The 17063-nt window shown below is 66.7% G+C and carries 20 protein-coding genes; 7 read left to right on the top strand and 13 right to left on the bottom strand.

Features of this window, described 5'->3' with window-relative positions:
- The first annotated feature begins 37 nt into the window (after positions 1 to 37).
- From mutM to dnaA, 3 genes are all read left to right on the top strand, one after another.
- Positions 38 to 880 (top strand): bifunctional DNA-formamidopyrimidine glycosylase/DNA-(apurinic or apyrimidinic site) lyase, encoded by an 843-nt coding sequence (gene mutM, locus SMN802W_RS0100535; RefSeq protein WP_019514926.1) that lies wholly within the window; start codon positions 38 to 40, stop codon positions 878 to 880.
- 96 nt (positions 881 to 976) lie between these two features.
- Entirely contained in the window at positions 977 to 1240 is a 264-nt protein-coding gene (gene rpsT / locus SMN802W_RS0100530; RefSeq protein ID WP_019514925.1) for a 30S ribosomal protein S20, read from the top strand.
- A 443-nt stretch (positions 1241 to 1683) separates the two neighbouring features.
- A complete protein-coding gene (gene dnaA / locus SMN802W_RS0100525; protein WP_019514924.1) occupies positions 1684 to 3138 on the top strand; it encodes a chromosomal replication initiator protein DnaA in 1455 nt (484 codons plus the stop codon).
- A 6-nt stretch (positions 3139 to 3144) separates the two neighbouring features.
- Here dnaA and SMN802W_RS16095 read toward each other — a convergent pair whose 3' ends face one another.
- The 4 genes from SMN802W_RS16095 to secB form a co-directional block, all read right to left on the bottom strand.
- Positions 3145 to 3441 carry a PspC domain-containing protein gene (locus tag SMN802W_RS16095; protein WP_019514923.1) on the bottom strand — a complete coding sequence of 99 codons (297 nt, stop codon included), beginning with the start codon at positions 3439 to 3441 and terminating at the stop codon, positions 3145 to 3147.
- Positions 3442 to 3601: 160 nt separating this feature from the next.
- Positions 3602 to 4609: a tryptophan--tRNA ligase gene (trpS, locus tag SMN802W_RS0100515; protein WP_026325589.1), complete on the bottom strand. Its 1008-nt coding sequence runs from the start codon at positions 4607 to 4609 to the stop codon at positions 3602 to 3604.
- Positions 4610 to 4614: 5 nt separating this feature from the next.
- The gene (gene murJ, locus SMN802W_RS0100510) at positions 4615 to 6204 is read right to left on the bottom strand and encodes a murein biosynthesis integral membrane protein MurJ (RefSeq protein WP_019514921.1); all 1590 of its coding nucleotides are present in this window, start codon (positions 6202 to 6204) and stop codon (positions 4615 to 4617) included.
- 28 nt (positions 6205 to 6232) lie between these two features.
- Positions 6233 to 6742, bottom strand: a complete 510-nt coding sequence (secB, locus tag SMN802W_RS0100505) for a protein-export chaperone SecB (RefSeq protein WP_019514920.1) — start codon at positions 6740 to 6742, stop codon at positions 6233 to 6235.
- Between the two features lie 144 nt (positions 6743 to 6886).
- Here secB and SMN802W_RS0100500 point away from each other — a divergent pair, with 144 nt between their 5' ends.
- From SMN802W_RS0100500 to SMN802W_RS0100490, 3 genes are all read left to right on the top strand, one after another.
- Positions 6887 to 7531: a Tim44/TimA family putative adaptor protein gene (locus SMN802W_RS0100500; protein WP_026325588.1), complete on the top strand. Its 645-nt coding sequence runs from the start codon at positions 6887 to 6889 to the stop codon at positions 7529 to 7531.
- Complete coding sequence (gene mltA, locus SMN802W_RS0100495; RefSeq protein ID WP_238560077.1) at positions 7528 to 8847, top strand: murein transglycosylase A; 1320 nt, start codon at positions 7528 to 7530, stop codon at positions 8845 to 8847. Before SMN802W_RS0100500 ends, mltA begins: the two co-directional genes overlap by 4 nt.
- A gap of 130 nt (positions 8848 to 8977) precedes the next feature.
- Positions 8978 to 9373, top strand: a complete 396-nt coding sequence (locus tag SMN802W_RS0100490; protein WP_156818663.1) for a Smr/MutS family protein — start codon at positions 8978 to 8980, stop codon at positions 9371 to 9373.
- A 3-nt stretch (positions 9374 to 9376) separates the two neighbouring features.
- Here SMN802W_RS0100490 and msrB read toward each other — a convergent pair whose 3' ends face one another.
- Genes msrB through rpmH form a run of 9 tightly spaced genes read right to left on the bottom strand, consistent with a single transcriptional unit; the run spans position 9377 to position 15385 of the window.
- Positions 9377 to 9823: a peptide-methionine (R)-S-oxide reductase MsrB gene (gene msrB / locus SMN802W_RS0100485; RefSeq protein ID WP_019514916.1), complete on the bottom strand. Its 447-nt coding sequence runs from the start codon at positions 9821 to 9823 to the stop codon at positions 9377 to 9379.
- A 28-nt stretch (positions 9824 to 9851) separates the two neighbouring features.
- On the bottom strand, positions 9852 to 10358 hold the full coding sequence (locus tag SMN802W_RS0100480; RefSeq protein ID WP_037522801.1) for a DUF1440 domain-containing protein: 507 nt from the start codon (positions 10356 to 10358) through the stop codon (positions 9852 to 9854).
- A 56-nt stretch (positions 10359 to 10414) separates the two neighbouring features.
- Positions 10415 to 11545 (bottom strand): succinyl-diaminopimelate desuccinylase, encoded by a 1131-nt coding sequence (gene dapE, locus SMN802W_RS0100475; protein WP_019514914.1) that lies wholly within the window; start codon positions 11543 to 11545, stop codon positions 10415 to 10417.
- Positions 11542 to 12204 carry a glutathione S-transferase family protein gene (locus SMN802W_RS0100470; protein ID WP_019514913.1) on the bottom strand — a complete coding sequence of 221 codons (663 nt, stop codon included), beginning with the start codon at positions 12202 to 12204 and terminating at the stop codon, positions 11542 to 11544. The genes dapE and SMN802W_RS0100470 overlap by 4 nt, the downstream gene beginning before the upstream one ends.
- 54 nt (positions 12205 to 12258) lie before the next feature.
- Positions 12259 to 12927 carry a ribosome biogenesis GTP-binding protein YihA/YsxC gene (gene yihA, locus SMN802W_RS0100465; RefSeq protein ID WP_019514912.1) on the bottom strand — a complete coding sequence of 223 codons (669 nt, stop codon included), beginning with the start codon at positions 12925 to 12927 and terminating at the stop codon, positions 12259 to 12261.
- Positions 12924 to 14627, bottom strand: a complete 1704-nt coding sequence (yidC, locus tag SMN802W_RS0100460; protein ID WP_026325587.1) for a membrane protein insertase YidC — start codon at positions 14625 to 14627, stop codon at positions 12924 to 12926. Before yidC ends, yihA begins: the two co-directional genes overlap by 4 nt.
- Before the next feature lie 19 nt (positions 14628 to 14646).
- Positions 14647 to 14859: a membrane protein insertion efficiency factor YidD gene (gene yidD, locus SMN802W_RS0100455; RefSeq protein ID WP_019514910.1), complete on the bottom strand. Its 213-nt coding sequence runs from the start codon at positions 14857 to 14859 to the stop codon at positions 14647 to 14649.
- On the bottom strand, positions 14856 to 15230 hold the full coding sequence (gene rnpA / locus SMN802W_RS0100450) for a ribonuclease P protein component (protein ID WP_238560076.1): 375 nt from the start codon (positions 15228 to 15230) through the stop codon (positions 14856 to 14858). Before rnpA ends, yidD begins: the two co-directional genes overlap by 4 nt.
- A 20-nt stretch (positions 15231 to 15250) precedes the next feature.
- Complete coding sequence (gene rpmH / locus SMN802W_RS0100445; RefSeq protein WP_017978410.1) at positions 15251 to 15385, bottom strand: 50S ribosomal protein L34; 135 nt, start codon at positions 15383 to 15385, stop codon at positions 15251 to 15253.
- Between the two features lie 159 nt (positions 15386 to 15544).
- On the opposite strand from rpmH, the gene SMN802W_RS0100440 reads away from it, so the two are divergent.
- Positions 15545 to 17053 carry a YifB family Mg chelatase-like AAA ATPase gene (locus SMN802W_RS0100440; RefSeq protein ID WP_019514908.1) on the top strand — a complete coding sequence of 503 codons (1509 nt, stop codon included), beginning with the start codon at positions 15545 to 15547 and terminating at the stop codon, positions 17051 to 17053.
- Positions 17054 to 17063 lie beyond the last annotated feature (10 nt).

Here is a 17063-nt window from a genome sequence, read left to right as displayed (position 1 = left end):
CCTTGCCGGTCGGGCAAACGCAACCTAGCTCGGCCCTGTGCCAGAGCTTCCCGAAGTCGAAACCACGGTGCGCGGCCTGCGTCCCGTGCTGCAGGACCAGGTGATCGCCAGGGTAGAGGCGCGCCGGGCCAATCTGCGCCGCGCCTTTCCCGACGATCTGCGCCAGCGATTGACCGGTGCGCGCGTCGTCTCGCTCGATCGCCGCGCCAAATACGGGCTCATCGGGACCGATCGCGGCGACACGATGGTCTTTCACCTCGGCATGTCGGGGCGCTGGCGGGTCGATCCGGGCAAGTTGCACCTGCACGACCATCTGGTGATCGAGACCGAAGCAGGGCGGCGGCTCGCGCTTAACGATGCGCGGCGGTTCGGATCGGTCGATCTGGTCGCGACCGACACGCTGGCGGCGTTTCCGGCGTTCCAGCCACTTGGACCGGAGCCACTCGATCCGACGTTCGACGCGCACTACCTGCGCGCCGCGCTGACGGGCAAACGCACGTCGATCAAGCTCGCGCTACTCGACCAGCGCGTCGTGGCGGGACTGGGCAATATCTACGTCTGCGAAGCGCTGTACGACGCGCGGATCGATCCGCACTGCGCGGCGGGGGACATCGGGGTCACGCATCTCGTCCGGTTGGTTGATGCCATCCGTATGGTGCTCGATGCCGCGATCCTCGCGGGCGGATCGACGCTGCGCGATTACGCGCGGCCCGACGGCGAACTCGGCTATTTCTCGAAGCAGTTCGCTGTCTATGGCCGCGACGGCGAGGCGTGCGGGTGCGGCGGCACGGTTGCGCGTTATGCGGAAGGTGGTCGATCGACCTTCTGGTGCCCCAAGTGCCAGCAGGGCAGGCCGCGGGCAACGCGTCGCAAGAGTTGACGCTTGTGCGGTGCGGCGCTATGCGCGGCACCTTCAAGAGGGTGGCGGGCCGTTCCCGTGCCCTTTGTCAACGTTTCAGCAGATCAGAGGAACTACATGGCGAACACGCCGCAAGCCAAGAAGCGCATCCGTCGCAACGAGCGTCGGGCCGAAGTCAACGGCGCCCGCGTTAGCCGCATCCGCACCTTCGTGAAGAAGGTCGAGGCGGCCCTCGCGAGCGGCGACAAGGCAGCGGCGACCACGGCGCTCGCGGCGGTGCAGCCGGAACTGGCGCGTGGCGTGGCCAAGGGCGTGCTCCATAAGAACACCGCGTCGCGCAAGTTCTCGCGCCTGACGAAGCGTCTGTCCGCGCTCGCCTGACGCACACTTTACGCGATCTTAAAGGCTCGTCGGAGGTGATCCGACGAGCCTTTTTTCATGCCCGATCGCATCGGCATGGGAACATAAAGTGACCGGAATGAGCGTGCGTTTGCAGCGTTTCGGGAAAGCTAGGAAAGTCCGCGATTCGTGATCGGGACGACGGCGGGCGTTAATGCAAAGTCTCGCTTAAACAATGACTTGTAAGATTTCCGACGCGTTTCAGCGCCGAATTCCGTGTCAATCCGCTTTATTTCGTTTTTGTGTCCGCGCGCGGACTTGATCGACTCATGCCCTTGTTCCTAATCGTGTCGCTCCAAGCCGGCGTTCGCTCGGTTGGGGCAGACGGATCAGCTTGGCGACCCGACGTGGTGGGGACCGCGTGTGGGCAGTTCTGACCTTTGAAGACGGCGTGCTGCAAACCCCGGTTTGCGGCCATAGGAGAGATGTGCGTGCTGCATGGCGGTGATCAGGTTGGGTTGAGCGATACGGGCCGGGCCTGGGCCCGCGTCCGCGCCAACCTGCGCCTGTCCGCCGGCGCGCGCCTGTTCGATCAATGGCTTGCCCCGATGTCGCTGGTGGAGCCGTGCGATGGCGAGGACGTGCGGTTGGCGCTGCCATCCGCGTTCATGACCGACTGGGTCCGCAACCATTATGCCGAGCGGCTGGTGCACGAGTTCCGCGCGTTGCTGCCGCGTGTTCGCAGCGTCGCAATCGAGACGCGGCGTGTCTCACCGGTCCCAGAGGTCGCGACGATCGCCGTCCCTGCGCGTGCCGAGGCCGCAAAGGTCACGGCTGGCGCCCCGCTGCTCGATTTCGCGGCGCCTGCATCGGTGCCCGCGCCGCGGCCCGGCGCTGAGCCGGCGCTTCACATCGAGCGACCGCAGCTTGATCCGCGTTACACTTTCGACCGCTTCGTCGCCGATCCATCGAACCGGGTCGCGCTCAATGCCGCACGCGCGCTCGCCGAGCCGGGTCCGGTGCGGTTCAGTCCGTTGTTCATCCACGGCGGCACTGGACAGGGCAAGTCGCACCTGATGCACGCGATCGGCCACGCCTTTCTAGAGGCGCGACCCGACGCGCGCGTGCTGTGCATGTCGGCCGAGCGCTTCATGTTCGATTTCGTCGCGGCGATGCGCGCCCGCGACACGCACGCGTTCAAGTCGCGCCTGCGCGGCTGCGACCTGCTGCTGATCGATGATCTGCAGTTCATCGCGGGCAAGGACGCGACCCAGGAGGAATTCTTTCACACGATCAACGAGATCATGGCGGCGGGCAAGCGGCTGGTGATCTCCGCCGACCGTGCGCCACAAGCGCTCGACGGCGTCGAGTCGCGCATCCTTGGCCGCATGAGTGCGGGGCTGGTGGCGGACGTAAAGGGATCGACACTGGAGCTACGCCGCGCGGTGCTGGCGCAGCGCCTGATCGAGCTGCCCGACGCGATCGTGCCGGCGGAGGTGGTCGATATGATCGCGTGCCGGATCGCCTCGTCGATCCGCGAAGTCGAGGGTGCGCTCAACCGCGTCGTGGCCTATGCGTCGTTGACGGGCGAGGTCATCGATCTCGGCTTCGCGCAAAGCGTCCTTGGCGACACGTTGCGCGGAGCACAACGTCGCGTGACGATCGACGAGATCCAGAAACTTGTGTCCGAGCATTTCGAGATCAAGCAGATCGACCTGCTCTCCGCCCGCCGCGCGCGCGCGGTGGCACGGCCGCGCCAGATTGCGATGTACCTCGCCAAGCGGATGACGACGCGCTCGCTGCCCGAGATCGGCCGCAAGTTCGGCGGGCGTGATCACAGCACGGTGATCCACGCCGTTCGCCGGATCGAGGAACTGCGCGACACCGACCGCGACGTCGACGGTGCGGTGCGGACGCTGATCCACCAACTGGAAGCGTAAGGCGGATCACGCCGCTCGGGCGTAGTTGACCGCGTCGGTCCCCTGGTCCGCGACGGGAATCGGAACCGACCTCGCCGTGGGCTCAGTCCGAGCGCTGCGATCGGGCGAGGCGAGGCGACTGAGGAGGACGATCGCGGCGAGCGTCGCATAGGCGATCAGCGCGACTTCGAGGTTCCACATCAAGGCGGCACCGATCGACAGGCGCAGCCACAACGGGTCGATGCCGAAGTCGCCGGCGATCGCCGCGCACACCCCGAAGATGCTGTTGCGCGCGGGTTTGCTGATCTGCTGCTGCTCGGTCATGGCGGACACTCCGTAAGAAGGGCCGGAGCCCTGATACCGAGTGACACAGCAGCGATCGTGCCAATCTGCTAAGTCATTGGCCTAGCAGGACTATGCAGCTTCGGCCCAAGCCTGGGATGAAATTTCCGCCACTATTCGGCGTCGGACGCCACATGGAGCGTCAGGCGAGCAGCCCCATCGCTTGTTGCGCGGCACGAAGCTGCGGCGCGGCAAGGTCACGGGCGCGATCGGCACCGCGTTCGAGGATCGCGTCGATCGCGCCGGGATCGGCGAGCAACCGGGTCATCTCGTCGCGGATCGGGCCGAGCGTCGCGACCGCCAGATCGGCGAGTGCGGGTTTGAACTGGCCGAACCCCTTGCCGGCATATTCCGCGACGACGTCGGCGGTGGTGCGATCCGCCAGCGCGGCGAAGATGGTGACGAGGTTGCGTGCCTCGGCACGGCCCTCGAGCTCTTCCCAGGTTTCGGGCAGCAGATCGGGGTCGGTCTTCGCCCGCCGGAACTTGTCCGCGATCACCTCGTCCGTGTCGATCAGCTTGACCACCGATTGCTCCGACGGATTCGACTTCGACATCTTCGCGCCCGCATCGCGCAGGCTCATGATCCGGGGCGCCGCCTGGCTCACCAGCGGCGCGGGCAGGGTGAATAGCTCGGTTTCGTAATCAGCGTTGAACTTCGTCGCGATGTCGCGGGCGAGTTCGAGGTGCTGCTTCTGATCCTCGCCCACCGGCACGTGCGTCGCGTTGTAGAGCAGCACGTCGGCCGCCATCAGCACGGGGTAGTCGTACAGCCCGACGCTCGCGCCCTCACGGTTCTTGCCCGCCTTGTCCTTGAACTGCGTCATGCGGTTGAGCCAGCCGACGCGTGCGACGTTGTTGAGCAGCCACGACAATTCGCTGTGCTGCGGCACACGCGTCTGGTTGAACAGGATCGAACGTTCGGGATCGATCCCGGCGGCGACCAGCGTCGCGGTCATCTCGATCGTGTTGGCGCGCAGTTCGGCCGGTGGGATCCACTCGGTCAGGCCGTGCAGGTCGGCGATGAAGTACATCGTCTCGCCGCCCTGCGACTGGATCTGATCCTGCATCGCCACCCACTGCTTTACCGCGCCGAGGTAATTGCCGAGATGGAGGTTCCCGGTCGGCTTGATGCCGGAAACAACGCGCATATTCGTCATCGTGAAGAGGCTCTGCGGCGAAGAAGGGACTTAAGATCAGCAACGCGGAACGCGCCGGTCGCGAAACAGGCGAGTGCGTAGACAAGCACGCCCGCGCCGACCAGCATTGCCAGCGCGAGGCCGCGGGTCAGCAGGCTGCCGGTCAGATAAGGGTCGATCCGCGGCGCGACCAGCAGCAAGGTCGCGCCCATCAGCGCGGCGGCGATCGCGAGGCGCGGCGCCTTGCGCCGGACCTGCGCGTCGAGCGTGAAGTGACCGCGCCGCGCCAGCGTGACGTAGAGCGAGGTGACGTTGACGGTCGACGCGATCGCGGTCGCGAGCGGTGGACCGACCTGCCCGATGTCGTAGCGGCCTAGCACAGGGATCAGGATCAGGTTGCCGACGAGATTGATGCCGACCGACCACAGCGCCAGCCGCACCGGTGTCTTGGTATCCGCCCGCGCGTAGAAGCCTGGCGTCAACACCTTGACCAGCACGTAGCTGGGAAGGCCGATCGAGAAGGCCGATAGCGCGAGCGCCGCGCGGGTCGTGTCGGCGGCATCGAACGCGCCGTGCTGGAACAGCCCGCGCACGATCGGTTCGGCGGCGAAGACGAAGGCGGCGGTAGCGGGGAGGGTGAGGAAGAGTGCGAGTTCGAGGCCGCGATTCTGCGTCTCCATCGCTTCCGCCTCGCGGCCTTCGCTAAGCAGACGCGAGACGACGGGGAGGAGGATGGTGCCGAGTCCGATGCCGATCATGCCGAGCGGCAGCTGGTTGAGCCGGTCGGCATAATAGATCGCCGAGATCGATCCCGCCGACAGCAGCCCGCCCGCGAGCGCGGTCGATATCGCGAGGTTGATCTGCGCCGCGCCCGCGCCGGCCGCTGCGGGCACGATCAGCTTCATCAACTGCTTCACGTCGTCATCGAGCTTCGGAAAGCGCAGCCGTAGCGAGACGCCCGCGCGCCGGCACGCCCACATCAGCCATAAAAGCTGCAACGCGCCGCCCGCCGTCACCGATATCGCCTGCGCGCGGGCAGTCTCGTACGGGCTGGCACCGTGAAAGAACAGCAGCCCCGCGATCATCGCGACGTTGAGGAGGATCGGCGCGGCGGCGTTGACCCAGAATTTGTTGAGCGAATTCAGGATGCCGCCGAGCAGCGACACCAGCGAGATCAGCATCAGATAAGGGATGGTGAAGCGCGAGAGCGTAACCGCAAACGCAAATTGCGCCGGACTTGGATGCTGCCGCTCGAACCCGCCCGACAGACCCCAGGTGATCGGGTAGGCAGCGATCAGCATGATCGCAGTGAATGCGACCAGTACGGGGAAGAGCAATGCCAGCGCACGCTCGGCGAAGTCGACCCCCGCCGCCGTTCCGCCGCCGTCTGCCACCTTGCGATTGAACAGCGGGATGAACGCGGCGGAGAAGGCGCCCTCCGCGAACAGGGCGCGGAACATGTTGGGCAGGCGGAACGCGACGAAAAAGGCGTCGGAGGCGAAGCTCGCCCCGACATAGGTCGCCTGCAACGTGTCGCGCACGAGCGCCAGCACACGGCTGGCGAGCGTCAACCCGCCGACCGAGCCGAGCGCGCGGGCCAGGTTCATCGCTTACCTCGCTCCCGCGCGTCGAAGGTCAGGCGTGGCCGACCTGACCGTCGCCGAACTGGATGCCCTGCTGCTGCGCCTGCTGGAGGAACAGCGCGTTGAAGTCGATGGGCTCGAGCACCAGCGGCGGGAAACCGCCGTCACGAATGGCGTCGGACACGACCCGGCGCGCGAACGGGAACAGCAGACGCGGCCCTTCGCCTAATAGAAACGGCTGGACGTGCTCGGCGGGAATGTTGCGGAGCCCGAACAGGCCGGCGTAGCTCAGTTCCGTGATGAACGCGGTCTGCCCGTTCGAGGTGGCCTTGACCTCGATCTTCAGCACGACCTCGTGCACTTCCTCACCGACCTGGTTGGCGCCAATGTCGAACTGGACGTTGATCTCGGGTGCGGTCTCGTTCTGGTAGATCGCGGGCGCATTCGGGTTCTCGAACGACAGATCCTTGACATATTGCGAGATGAGGCCGGCGGCGGGCGCTTCGTCGGCGCCGTTCGCGAACGGGTTGCCTTGTGCGGCGCCGTTGTCTTGCTCGTCCATGATCCTGTTCCTCGTAACCGGGGCGCTCACGCGCCAAGTGCCGCGCGCCTAGCAGCGCGGTCAGAGGGATACAACGTGCACGCTCGATGATTTGATGTTCCGACAGGTCGCGACTATGTTGTGCGTCTGCTGATCGGAGGCCCGGTGTTCTACGTTGTCCTGCTAGCGATGGTCGCCGCGTTCCTGGCGCTTCGCTTATACTCGGTGCTCGGCAAGCGCGGCGGGCATGAGCAATCGCTCCCGCGCGCAGCGGAGGAGCGTATCGCTGTCGCAACGCCTGTGCGGACGGTCGAGAACGTGCCCGACGTGCGCGGCGCGACGGTGCGTCCGTTCGACAGCGGCGCCGAGAGCGGGTTGCGCGCGATTGCTGCGGCCGAACAGAGCTTCGACGTCACGCGGTTCGTCGACGGTGCGCAATCGGCCTATCGGATGATCCTGGAAGCATTCTGGCGCGGCGACGAGCAGGCGCTGAGCGAATTGGTCGTGCCCGATGTGCGTCAGGCGTTCGTCGAAGCGATCGAGGCGCGGCGCGATGCTGGTCACGTGCTCGACAATCGGCTGGTGACGATCGAGCGCGCGACGATCGTGTCTGCGTCACTGGAGGGTCGCCAGGCGCAGGTCGCGGTCCGGTTCGACGCGGACATCGCGGCGGTGACGCGTGACACCGACGGCAACGTCGTCGCCGGCTCGCTCAGCGACGCGGTGCAGACGAACGATGTATGGACCTTCACCCGCACGCTGAAGAGCGCCGATCCGAACTGGATGCTTGCGGACACCGACGAGGCGTGAGATACCGCCGGGGGGTAGCCACGCTGGCCGGCGCGCTGGCGTTATCGGCGTGCGTCGGTGGGGTTTCTTCACCCGAACGCGGGATTGGTGCACCGCCGCCGACGACGATGGGGCATGGCCGACCTCGGATCGACGATCCCGCGCCCGGCTATGACGAGCCGGGTCCGCGTCAGCCGGTCGCGTCCACCCCGATCGCGCCGGTTCCTGCGGTCGCGGTGCCCGGCGCACCTAGCGCAGTCCAGGCGGGCACGGTGCGCGGTGCCGACTGGAGCATGTTGCCGCTGGTGGCGGACAATGCGGCGGCGGCGTTGCAGGCGTTCCGTACGTCGTGCCCGAGCCTGATGCGTCGCCCCGACCAGTCGGGTCTGACCGCTCCGGCGGACTGGCAGACGGCCTGTGCTGCCGCGACGACGACGCCGGCGGCGCAGGCACCCGACTTTTTCCGTCGCTATTTCGAGCCGGTGCAGGTCGGCGACGGGCGTGCCTATGCGACGGGCTATTACATTCCCGAGATACGTGGGTCGCGCGAGGAGCGTCCCGGCTACGCGCCGATCTACGCGCGGCCGAACGACCTGATCGATGTCGATCTGGGAGCCTTTTCGGCCGATCTGGCTGGCAAGAAGATCCGCGGGCGCGTCGATGGCACGACCTTCGTGCCTTATTATGATCGTACCGCGATCGAGGAGGGCGCATTGGTCGGCCGCGCGCGTGTGCTGGGCTATGCGATCGATCCGGTCGAGTTCTTCTTCCTGCAGGTGCAGGGTTCGGGCAATGTCCGCATGGCGGACGGGTCGTTGCTGCGGATCGGGTACGACACGCAGAACGGTCGCGATTATACCGGCATCGGCGCGCTGATGCGGTCGCGCGGGCTCATCGGGCCGAATCAGGCGTCGATGCAGGGCGTGGTGCAATGGCTCCACGATCATCCGGTTGAAGGCCGCGCGATCATGCGCGAGAACAAGAGCTTCGTTTTCTTCCGCGTCCTCGACGGGCCGCCGGTCGGCGCGCTTGGCCTGCCGGTCGCAGGCGGCACGACGGTCGCGGCCGATCCCAAGTTCATCCCGCTTGGCGCGCCGGTGCTGCTGTCGATGGACCGCGTCGACGCGAACGGCATCTGGGTCGCGCAGGATACCGGCGGCGCGATCAAGGGCGCCAACCGGTTCGATACCTTCTGGGGAGCGGGTGCCGAGGCACGCGCAATCGCCGGCGGGATGAGCGCGCGCGGTACAGCGTTTTTGCTGCTGCCGATCGGCACGCTCGATCGACTGAACGGTGGTGATCGGGGAGCGGCCGTTGAGGCGACGCCTCGCCCCTGAGGAGACGAGCGCGTGGGCGCAGGTGCGCGCGACGGTGCGACCGCTTCGTGCGGAGAAGCCGTTGACGCTAGCGGCCGTGTCGGAACCGCCGGCGGCGGTGCTGAAGCACCCGCCAAAAGCGGCGCTTCCGATGACAGCGCAACCGGCCTCGCGCATCCGTGTGCCGGCGGCACGTGCACCCGCAAATACACTCGATCGCAGCTGGGATCGCAAGCTTGCCGGCGGGATGGTGTCGCCCGATCGTACCATCGACCTGCACGGTCACACGCTCGCGTCGGCGCACGCGATGCTCGACCATCAGCTCGATCATGCGATCCGGCACGGTGAGCGGACGGTCCTGCTCGTGACCGGACGACCGCCGCGCAAGGAAAGCGAGCGACCGCACGCGCGCGGCGCGATCCGCGCGGCGATCGGCGACTGGCTCCAACTATCGCGTCACGCCGACGCGATCGCGGCCGTTCGTGGTGCGCACCCACGCCACGGCGGCGCGGGTGCGCTCTACGTCATCCTGCGACGGAAACGCTGAGGCTCAGGCGTCCTCGACCTGATCTAGATAGTCGCCGTAGCCTTCTGTCTCCATCTGCTCCCTGGGCACGAAGCGAAGCGCCGCGGAGTTGATGCAGTAGCGCAAACCGCCCCGATCGCGCGGGCCATCGTCGAACACATGCCCCAGGTGACTGTCACCGCTTGCCGAGCGAACTTCGGTTCGAACCATGCCGTGGGTGCGGTCGGACAGTTCGTTGACGCGCGCGGACTCGATCGGCTTGGTGAAGCTTGGCCAACCGCAGTGCGACTCGTACTTGTCGGCCGAGGCGAACAGCGGCTCGCCCGACACCACGTCGACGTAGATGCCGGCTTTCTTGTTGTAGAGGTACTCGCCCGTGCCCGGTCGCTCGGTGCCGCTCTGCTGCGTCACGTAGAATTGCTCGGGTGTCAGCCGCGAAATGGCTTCCTCGGTCTTGGCATAATCGGTCATGGTCGCTCCTTGTGGCCTCCGCCCCGGCTCACCTATGCAGCGTGCTGGCGACCTGTCGCCGCACCAACTCGCTCGTCACGCCGAACACCAAGTGCGAGGCATAGGAATAGAGGTTGGTCGATAGATCGGTACGCCATGGCGCGCTGCCAAGCCCCACCGCGGGCACTGCCGCTTCGTCGAGCAGCGTTGCGGTGACCACGCCGAAGCCGCTGCCGTAGCCTACGGCCAGCAACGGGCGGAACTCGACCGCGACGCCGTACGCAACACCGAGGCCAAGGCCGAGCGCGTAATGGATCGCCTGTCCGGCGAGCGGCTTGTCGGTCGCGGCGATCTCATGCCCCGTTTGCTTCGCAATCGCGTCAGCCGCCTGCTCGGTGGCGGGTTCCGACTCCTCGCTTGCGTCGTCAGAGCCGCTGAGCGCTCCGACCACTGCCTGGAACCGATCCATCGCGAACGACGCGAGCGCACCCGCAATCGCACCGGCAACGACACCGCGCAGTACCTTGATCAATATGCTCTCGTCCGAACCAGGCATCGTCGCGGCTCCCTTGCTGTGGAACGTCAACAAGCGATGGCGAGTCGGGTTGCGCCTTACTGGCTGAGCGGCACACGGCGCAGAAGGTTGGCGTAGACGCGGGTAAGCGTGTGGAGGTCGCCGAGTGCGACCGCTTCGTCGCGCTGGTGCATCGTCGCGTTGAGCAACCCGAACTCGACCACCGGGCAGAGCGCGCGAAGGAAGCGCGCGTCGGAGGTGCCGCCGGTGGTCGACAGCTCAGGCGTGAGGCCGGTTTCATCGAGGATCGCGGCCGACAGCATCGCGGAAAGCGCACCCGGTTGGGTCAGGAACGCCTCGCCCGAGACTCGTGCGGTAATCGACGCATCGGGGGCATGTTCGTGGACGATCTGCTCGACCCGGCGCACGAGTTCCTCGCCGCGATGGAGATCGTTGAAGCGGATGCTGATCCGCGCCTTCGCCGCGGCCGGGATCACGTTGGTCGCGGCGTTGCCGACAGTGATGTCGGTCACTTCGAGGTTCGACGGCTGGAACCACGCATTGCCGTGGTCGAGCACGAGCGCGTCGAGTTCGGCCAGCGCGGCGATCAGCTTCGGGATCGGATTGTCGGCGAGGTGGGGGTAGGCGACGTGGCCTTGCCGGCCCGGCACCTCGATCCAGATGTTGACCGATCCACGCCTCCCGATCTTGATCGTGTCACCCAGCCGACTGACCGAGGTCGGTTCGCCGACGACACACAGGTCAGGCGCGATCCCGCGCGCGCGCATCCGCTCGATCAGCGAAACAGTGCCGAACGTCGCCGGGCCTTCCTCGTCGCCGGTGATGATGAGCGTGACCTGTCCACCGTGCGGCTGCGCGGACAGCGCGGCGACGAAGGCGGCGATCGCGCCCTTCATGTCGACCGCACCGCGGCCGTACAGCAGGCCGTCGCGAACCTCGCTGGTGAAGGCGGGGCTGGTCCAGCCGTCGCCTGCCGGTACAACATCGACGTGACCGGCGAACGCCAAGTGCGGCGCGCCGGTGCCGCGGGTGGCGAGCATATTCTCGACCGGACCATCGGGCGCGTCGCCGACGACGAAGCGGTCGACCGCGAAACCGAGCGGCACAAGTGCTGCCTCGAGCACGTCGAACACGGCCCCGCACGCCGGCGTCACGCTCTCCGCGTCGAGCAGGGCGCGTGCCAGTTCGACGACGTCGACGTGTCTCACGCGGCGGGCTGCTCGAACTGCCCCAGCACCCAGTCCTCGGCCTGCGCACCCGCGATCCAGTCCTGCATGAACGGGTGCGACAGAACGGCGGAGATATAGGCCGCGGCGAAGCGCGGGGCGGGGAGCGAGTAGGTGACGATCCGCGTGCAGACGGGCGCGAACATGATGTCCGCCGCGCCGAACTCACCGAACAGGAAGTCGCCGCCGCTACCGAAGCGCGCGCGTGCCTGTGCCCATAATTCCATGATCCGTGACAGATCGGCGAGCACATCGTCGTCGGGCCGCTTGGCCGGAAAGATCTGTCGGATGTTCATGCTGTGCTTGCGGCGGAGTGCCGCGAAGCTCGAATGCATCTCCGCCGCCATCGACCGCGCCATCGCGCGCGCGGCCTCATCCTCGGGCCAGAAGCGCGCGCGACCGACCTTGTCAGCCAGATATTCGACGATGGCGAGGCTGTCCCACACGACCGCGTCGCCGTCCCACAGGATCGGCACCTTGCCCGACGATGGCGCGAACTCGTCACCTTCGCGCCGCTTGTCCCATTCCTCGTCGTACAGCGGAACGACGACTTCCTCGAACGGCAGCCCCGATTGCTTGCACGCGAGCCAGCCGCGCAGCGACCACGACGAATAGGCCTTGTTGCCGATAATAAGCTTCATGGGCCAACGCGATACGGATGCGGGCAGGGGACGACAAGCACCCGCTTTGGCGCTTCAGCTGTTGACCGCCTCCAGCACCGCGGCGCGCAGTTCGGCGATGCCGAGGCCGCCCTCGCTCGATGTCTGGATGATGTCGGGATGCGCCGCGGCGTGCTTGCGCGCTTCCACAGCGGTTGCGGCGGTCACGTCGGCCAGGTCGGTTGCCTTCACCTTGTCGGCTTTGGTCAGGACAAGCCGGTAGCTGACCGCAGCGCGATCAAGCATCTCGAGGATCTCGCGGTCAACGTCCTTGATCCCGTGGCGGCTGTCGATCAGCACCAAGGCACGCTTCAACGCCTGTCGTCCGCGCAGGAAATCGTTGATCAGGAAGCGCCACTTCTTGACCATGTCCTTCGGCGCCTTGGCGAAGCCGTAGCCGGGCATATCGACCAGCCGGAAGGCGAGCGGGTGTCCGACGTCGAAGAAGTTCAACTCCTGCGTCCGCCCCGGCGTGACCGACGTGCGGGCGAGCGACTTACGACCAGTAAGCGCGTTCAGAAGCGACGACTTGCCGACGTTTGATCGTCCCGCAAATGCGACCTCGGGCACGACCGGATCGGGGAGAAAGTTGAGCGCGGGTGCCGATTTCAGGAACTCGACCGGCCCGGCGAACAGCTTGCGCGCGGTCTCGATCTGCTCCGCATCGAAGGCGTCGCCACCGACCTGGAACGGCTCATCACTCACTTGGCGGCTGCCTGCTTCAGCTGCGGATGGCGGCTGTAGAGCCACTTCTGCTGCATGATCGAGATGCAGTTGGTCGTGATCCAATAGACCTGCAGGCCAACCGCGAACGGCGCCATCACGAACATCAGCACCCACGGCATGATTGCGAAGACCTGCTTCTGCGCATCGTCCATCGGCGCCGGGTTGAGCCGGAACTGGAAGAACATCGAGATGCCGAGCAGGATCGGCACCACGCCGATCGCGATCACGTGCGGCGGCGTGAAGGCGAGCAGGCCGAACAGGTTGACCGGGGTGAGCGGATCGGGCGCGGACAAATCCTTGATCCAAAGCACGAACGGCTGGTGCCGCATCTCGATCGTCAGCAGCAGCACCTTGTACAGTGCGTAGAAGATCGGGATCTGGATCAACGTCGGCAGGCAGCCGGCGAGCGGGTTAACGCCTTCCGACTTGTACAGCGCCATGATCTCCTGCTGCTGGCGCTGCTTGTCGTCCTTGTGGCGTTCCTGGATCGCCTTCATCTTCGGCTGGATCGCGCGCGTCGCCGCCATGCTCTTGAACTGCTTCTGCGCGATCGGGAAGACGAGCAGGCGGATCGTGAGCGTCAGCAGGATGATCGCGAGGCCGAAGTTGCTGACCAAGTGGAACAGGAAGTCGAGGTAATAGAAGATCGGCTTCTCGACGATGCGGAACCAGCCCCAGTCGAGCGCATAGTCGAGCTTCGCCGCGGTGCCATTGTCGGTGTACTGATCCAGCAGCTTGACTTCCTTCGCCCCGGCGAAGAAGCGCGTCGTCTGGCTGGTCTGCTGTCCGGGTTGGAGCAGTTGCGGAGCGCCGGTGAAGTCGCCCTGGTAGGTCTTGTTCGCGCCGCCGCGGAACTGCCCGTCGAAGCTGCGCGCCTGATCGGGGATCAGCGCGGTCAGCCAATATTTGTCGGTGAAGCCGAGCCAGCCGCCCTTCGAGTCGAAGCGCTGCGGACCGGCGTCGACATCCTTGAAGTTCGGGCCGTAATGCGCGGCATTGTCATACACCGCCATCGGGCCGGTGTGGATCGTCCAGCTGTCCGGGTCCTTCGACACGCCGGCGCGGTTGACCAACGCGTAGCTCGCCACCGGCACTGCGCTCTGCCCGGCGTTGGCGACGGTTTGACGAACGGTGAAGAGATAATCGTTGTCGATCGACAGGTCGATGCGGAAGCGCTGGTCGGTCGCGTTCGCCGCGGTCAGCGTGACCGGCCGACCGGGCGCGAGCACGGTCGACGACGCGGTCCATACCGCGTCAGGCGCCGGCGGCTTCAACCCGCCGTCGCGCCAGCCGAATTGCGCGAAATACGCTTCCGGCGCGCCGGCGGGTGACAGCAGTCGGATCGGTGCCGAGTTCTTGGCAACCGTCTCCTTATAATCGATCAGCACCAGATCATCGATCCGTGCGCCGCGCAGGTTGATCGAGCCCTGAAGTCGCGGCGTCTGGATGCGTACGCGCGGCGTGGCGGCCAGCACGGTGCGGCGATCGCGCATCGCGGCGGGCATATCGGCGGTCGGATCCGCACCGGGCTGCGGCAGCGGCTTCGACTTGCCGTCGACGATCTTAGTAACCGGAGGATTGGCGGTCGGGAAGAAGCGGCTCTGCGCCAGCGGCCAACCGAACAGGATCAGCGCCGCGATCACCGCGAACACGATGAAATTCTTGTTGTCGTTGTTCACCTGGCGCCCCAACTCGTCTTCACGGAACCGGATCGGGTCCGTGTCCGCCCCATGGATGGCATCGTCCGATCCGCTTGATCGACAGCCATCCGCCTTTCACCGCCCCATAGCGGCGCAGCGCCTCGATTGCATAGGCCGAACACGACGGCTGGTAGCGGCACGTCGGCGGCAACACCACGCTCGGCCCCAATTGCCACGCGCGCGCAATGAGGATCAGTCCGCGCGCGATCATTTCCGCTTGCGCGGCCGTGGGCGCGTTTCGCCTTCCGGCGCCTTTGCGGCGCGCGCCAATGCGCGAACCAGGTCGTGTTTTAACGCGGCATAGTCTCGCGTCAGTGCGTCATCGCGCCCGATCAGCACGTGATCGGCCCCCGCCCAGCCGGCCTCAGGCAACACGTCGCGGGCGAGCGCCCGGAAGCGACGCTTGATCCGGTTGCGGACCACGGCGTTGCCGACCTTCTTGGTCACGGTGATGCCGATCCGCATTGCCCCGTCACCGTCGTTCCGCTGTTTGACCAACAAAACGAAGCCGGGCGTCGGAGCCCGACGCCCGGCGTTCGCGGCAAGATATTCCGGCCGCTTCGTTATGCGCCCCGGCGTCACGCGCGGGGTGCTTTTCTCGCTTACGCCGACAGCTTCTTGCGGCCGCGTGCGCGACGCGCCCGGATCACCGCCCGGCCGCCGACCGTCGCCATCCGCGAGCGAAAGCCGTGACGGCGTGCACGCACCAGGTTGCTCGGCTGAAAGGTCCGCTTCATCGTTCATGTCCCGAATACAAATATCAAGGGGCCACCACACAGGCAGCCCCAACGCTGCGTCGCATAAGGAAGGCGGGCTGCGAAGTCAACGTTACGGTAAGTCTTGTCGGCTTCGCAACGAGGGCGAGGGCGCTATGACGATCGACCGGGGGGAAGAACATGGTCGCGATCGTATCTACCGTGGCGTATCTAGGGCTGGAGGCGCGTGCGGTCGAGGTGCAGGTACAGTTGATCGCCGGATTGCCCGCGTTCAACCTCGTCGGGCTCGCCGACAAGGCAGTGGGGGAAAGCCGCGAGCGCGTGCGCGGCGCAATCGCCAGCATGGGTCTGTCGCTGCCACCCAAGCGGATCGCGGTCAATCTGTCGCCCGCCGACCTGCCAAAGGAGGGTTCGCACTTCGATCTGCCGATCGCGCTCGGGCTCCTCGCCGCGATGGGGGTGGTCGATGCGGAGGCACTGGCCGATTACGTCATCGTCGGTGAGCTCGGCCTCGACGGCCGGCTCGCCCCATCGCCGGGCGTGCTGCTCGCCGCGATCCACGCTGCCGAGCTGGGTAAGGGGCTGATCTGTCCTGCTGCTCAGGGACCGGAAGCGGCGTGGAGCGCAGGCGTGGAGGTGGTGGCCGCGCCCGACTTGCTCGGCCTGCTCAATCACCTGAAAGGCGAGCAGCTCCTGTCGATGCCGCGCCCCGGCGAGGTGATCGAGACGGTCGCTGGCCCCGACATGCGACAGGTCAAGGGACAGGAAACAGCCAAGCGCGCGCTGGAGATCGCCGCGGCGGGCGCGCACAATCTGCTGATGCTCGGACCACCGGGGGCGGGCAAGTCGTTGATGGCGGCGTGCCTGCCGGGCATCCTGCCGCCGCTGGACGCGGCCGAGGCGCTGGAGGTCAGCATGGTGCAGTCGGTTGCGGGCACGCTGACGGGCGGGCAGCTGACCCGCGTGCGTCCGTTCCGCCAGCCGCATCATTCCGCCTCGATGGCGGCGCTGACCGGCGGGGGCTTGCGCGTCAAGCCGGGCGAGGTGAGCCTGGCGCACATGGGCGTGCTGTTCCTCGACGAGTTGCCCGAGTTCCAGCGCGCGGTGCTTGATTCGCTGCGCCAGCCGCTCGAGACCGGGACGGTCAGCGTCGCGCGCGCCAACGCGCACGTCACCTTCCCGGCGCGCGTGCAATTGATCGCGGCGATGAACCCGTGCCGCTGCGGCCATCTGGGCGACGCGAGCCTCGCCTGCGCGCGTGCGCCGAAATGCGCGGCGGACTATCAGGCGAAGGTATCGGGGCCATTGCTCGACCGCATCGACCTGCACGTCGAGGTGCAGGCGGTGAGCGCCGCCGACCTGTCGTTGCCGCCGCCGCGCGAGGGGTCGGCCGAGGTCGCGGCGCGGGTCGCTGCGGCGCGCGAGGTTCAGGCCGGGCGGTTGGCGGGAACAGGCGCGCGCACCAATGCCGAACTGGACGGCGACACGCTCGACCGTTTCGCCACGCCGGACGACGCCGGTCGGCAGCTGCTCGCGCAGGCCGCTACGCAGCTTCGACTCAGCGCGCGCAGCTATACCCGCGTGCTGCGCGTCGCGCGGACGATCGCCGATCTTGCCGGCGCGGAGACGATCGGCCGCATCCACGTCGCCGAAGCACTCAGCTATCGGCGGCAGCCGCCCCGTAATTAGCTTTTGGCAA

It is taken from the genome of Sphingomonas sp. Mn802worker (genome assembly GCF_000382485.1).
GTDB lineage: Bacteria > Pseudomonadota > Alphaproteobacteria > Sphingomonadales > Sphingomonadaceae > Sphingomonas.
The sequence above is the reverse complement of the archived record's forward strand: the minus strand, read 5'-3'. Positions and strand labels throughout refer to the sequence as shown.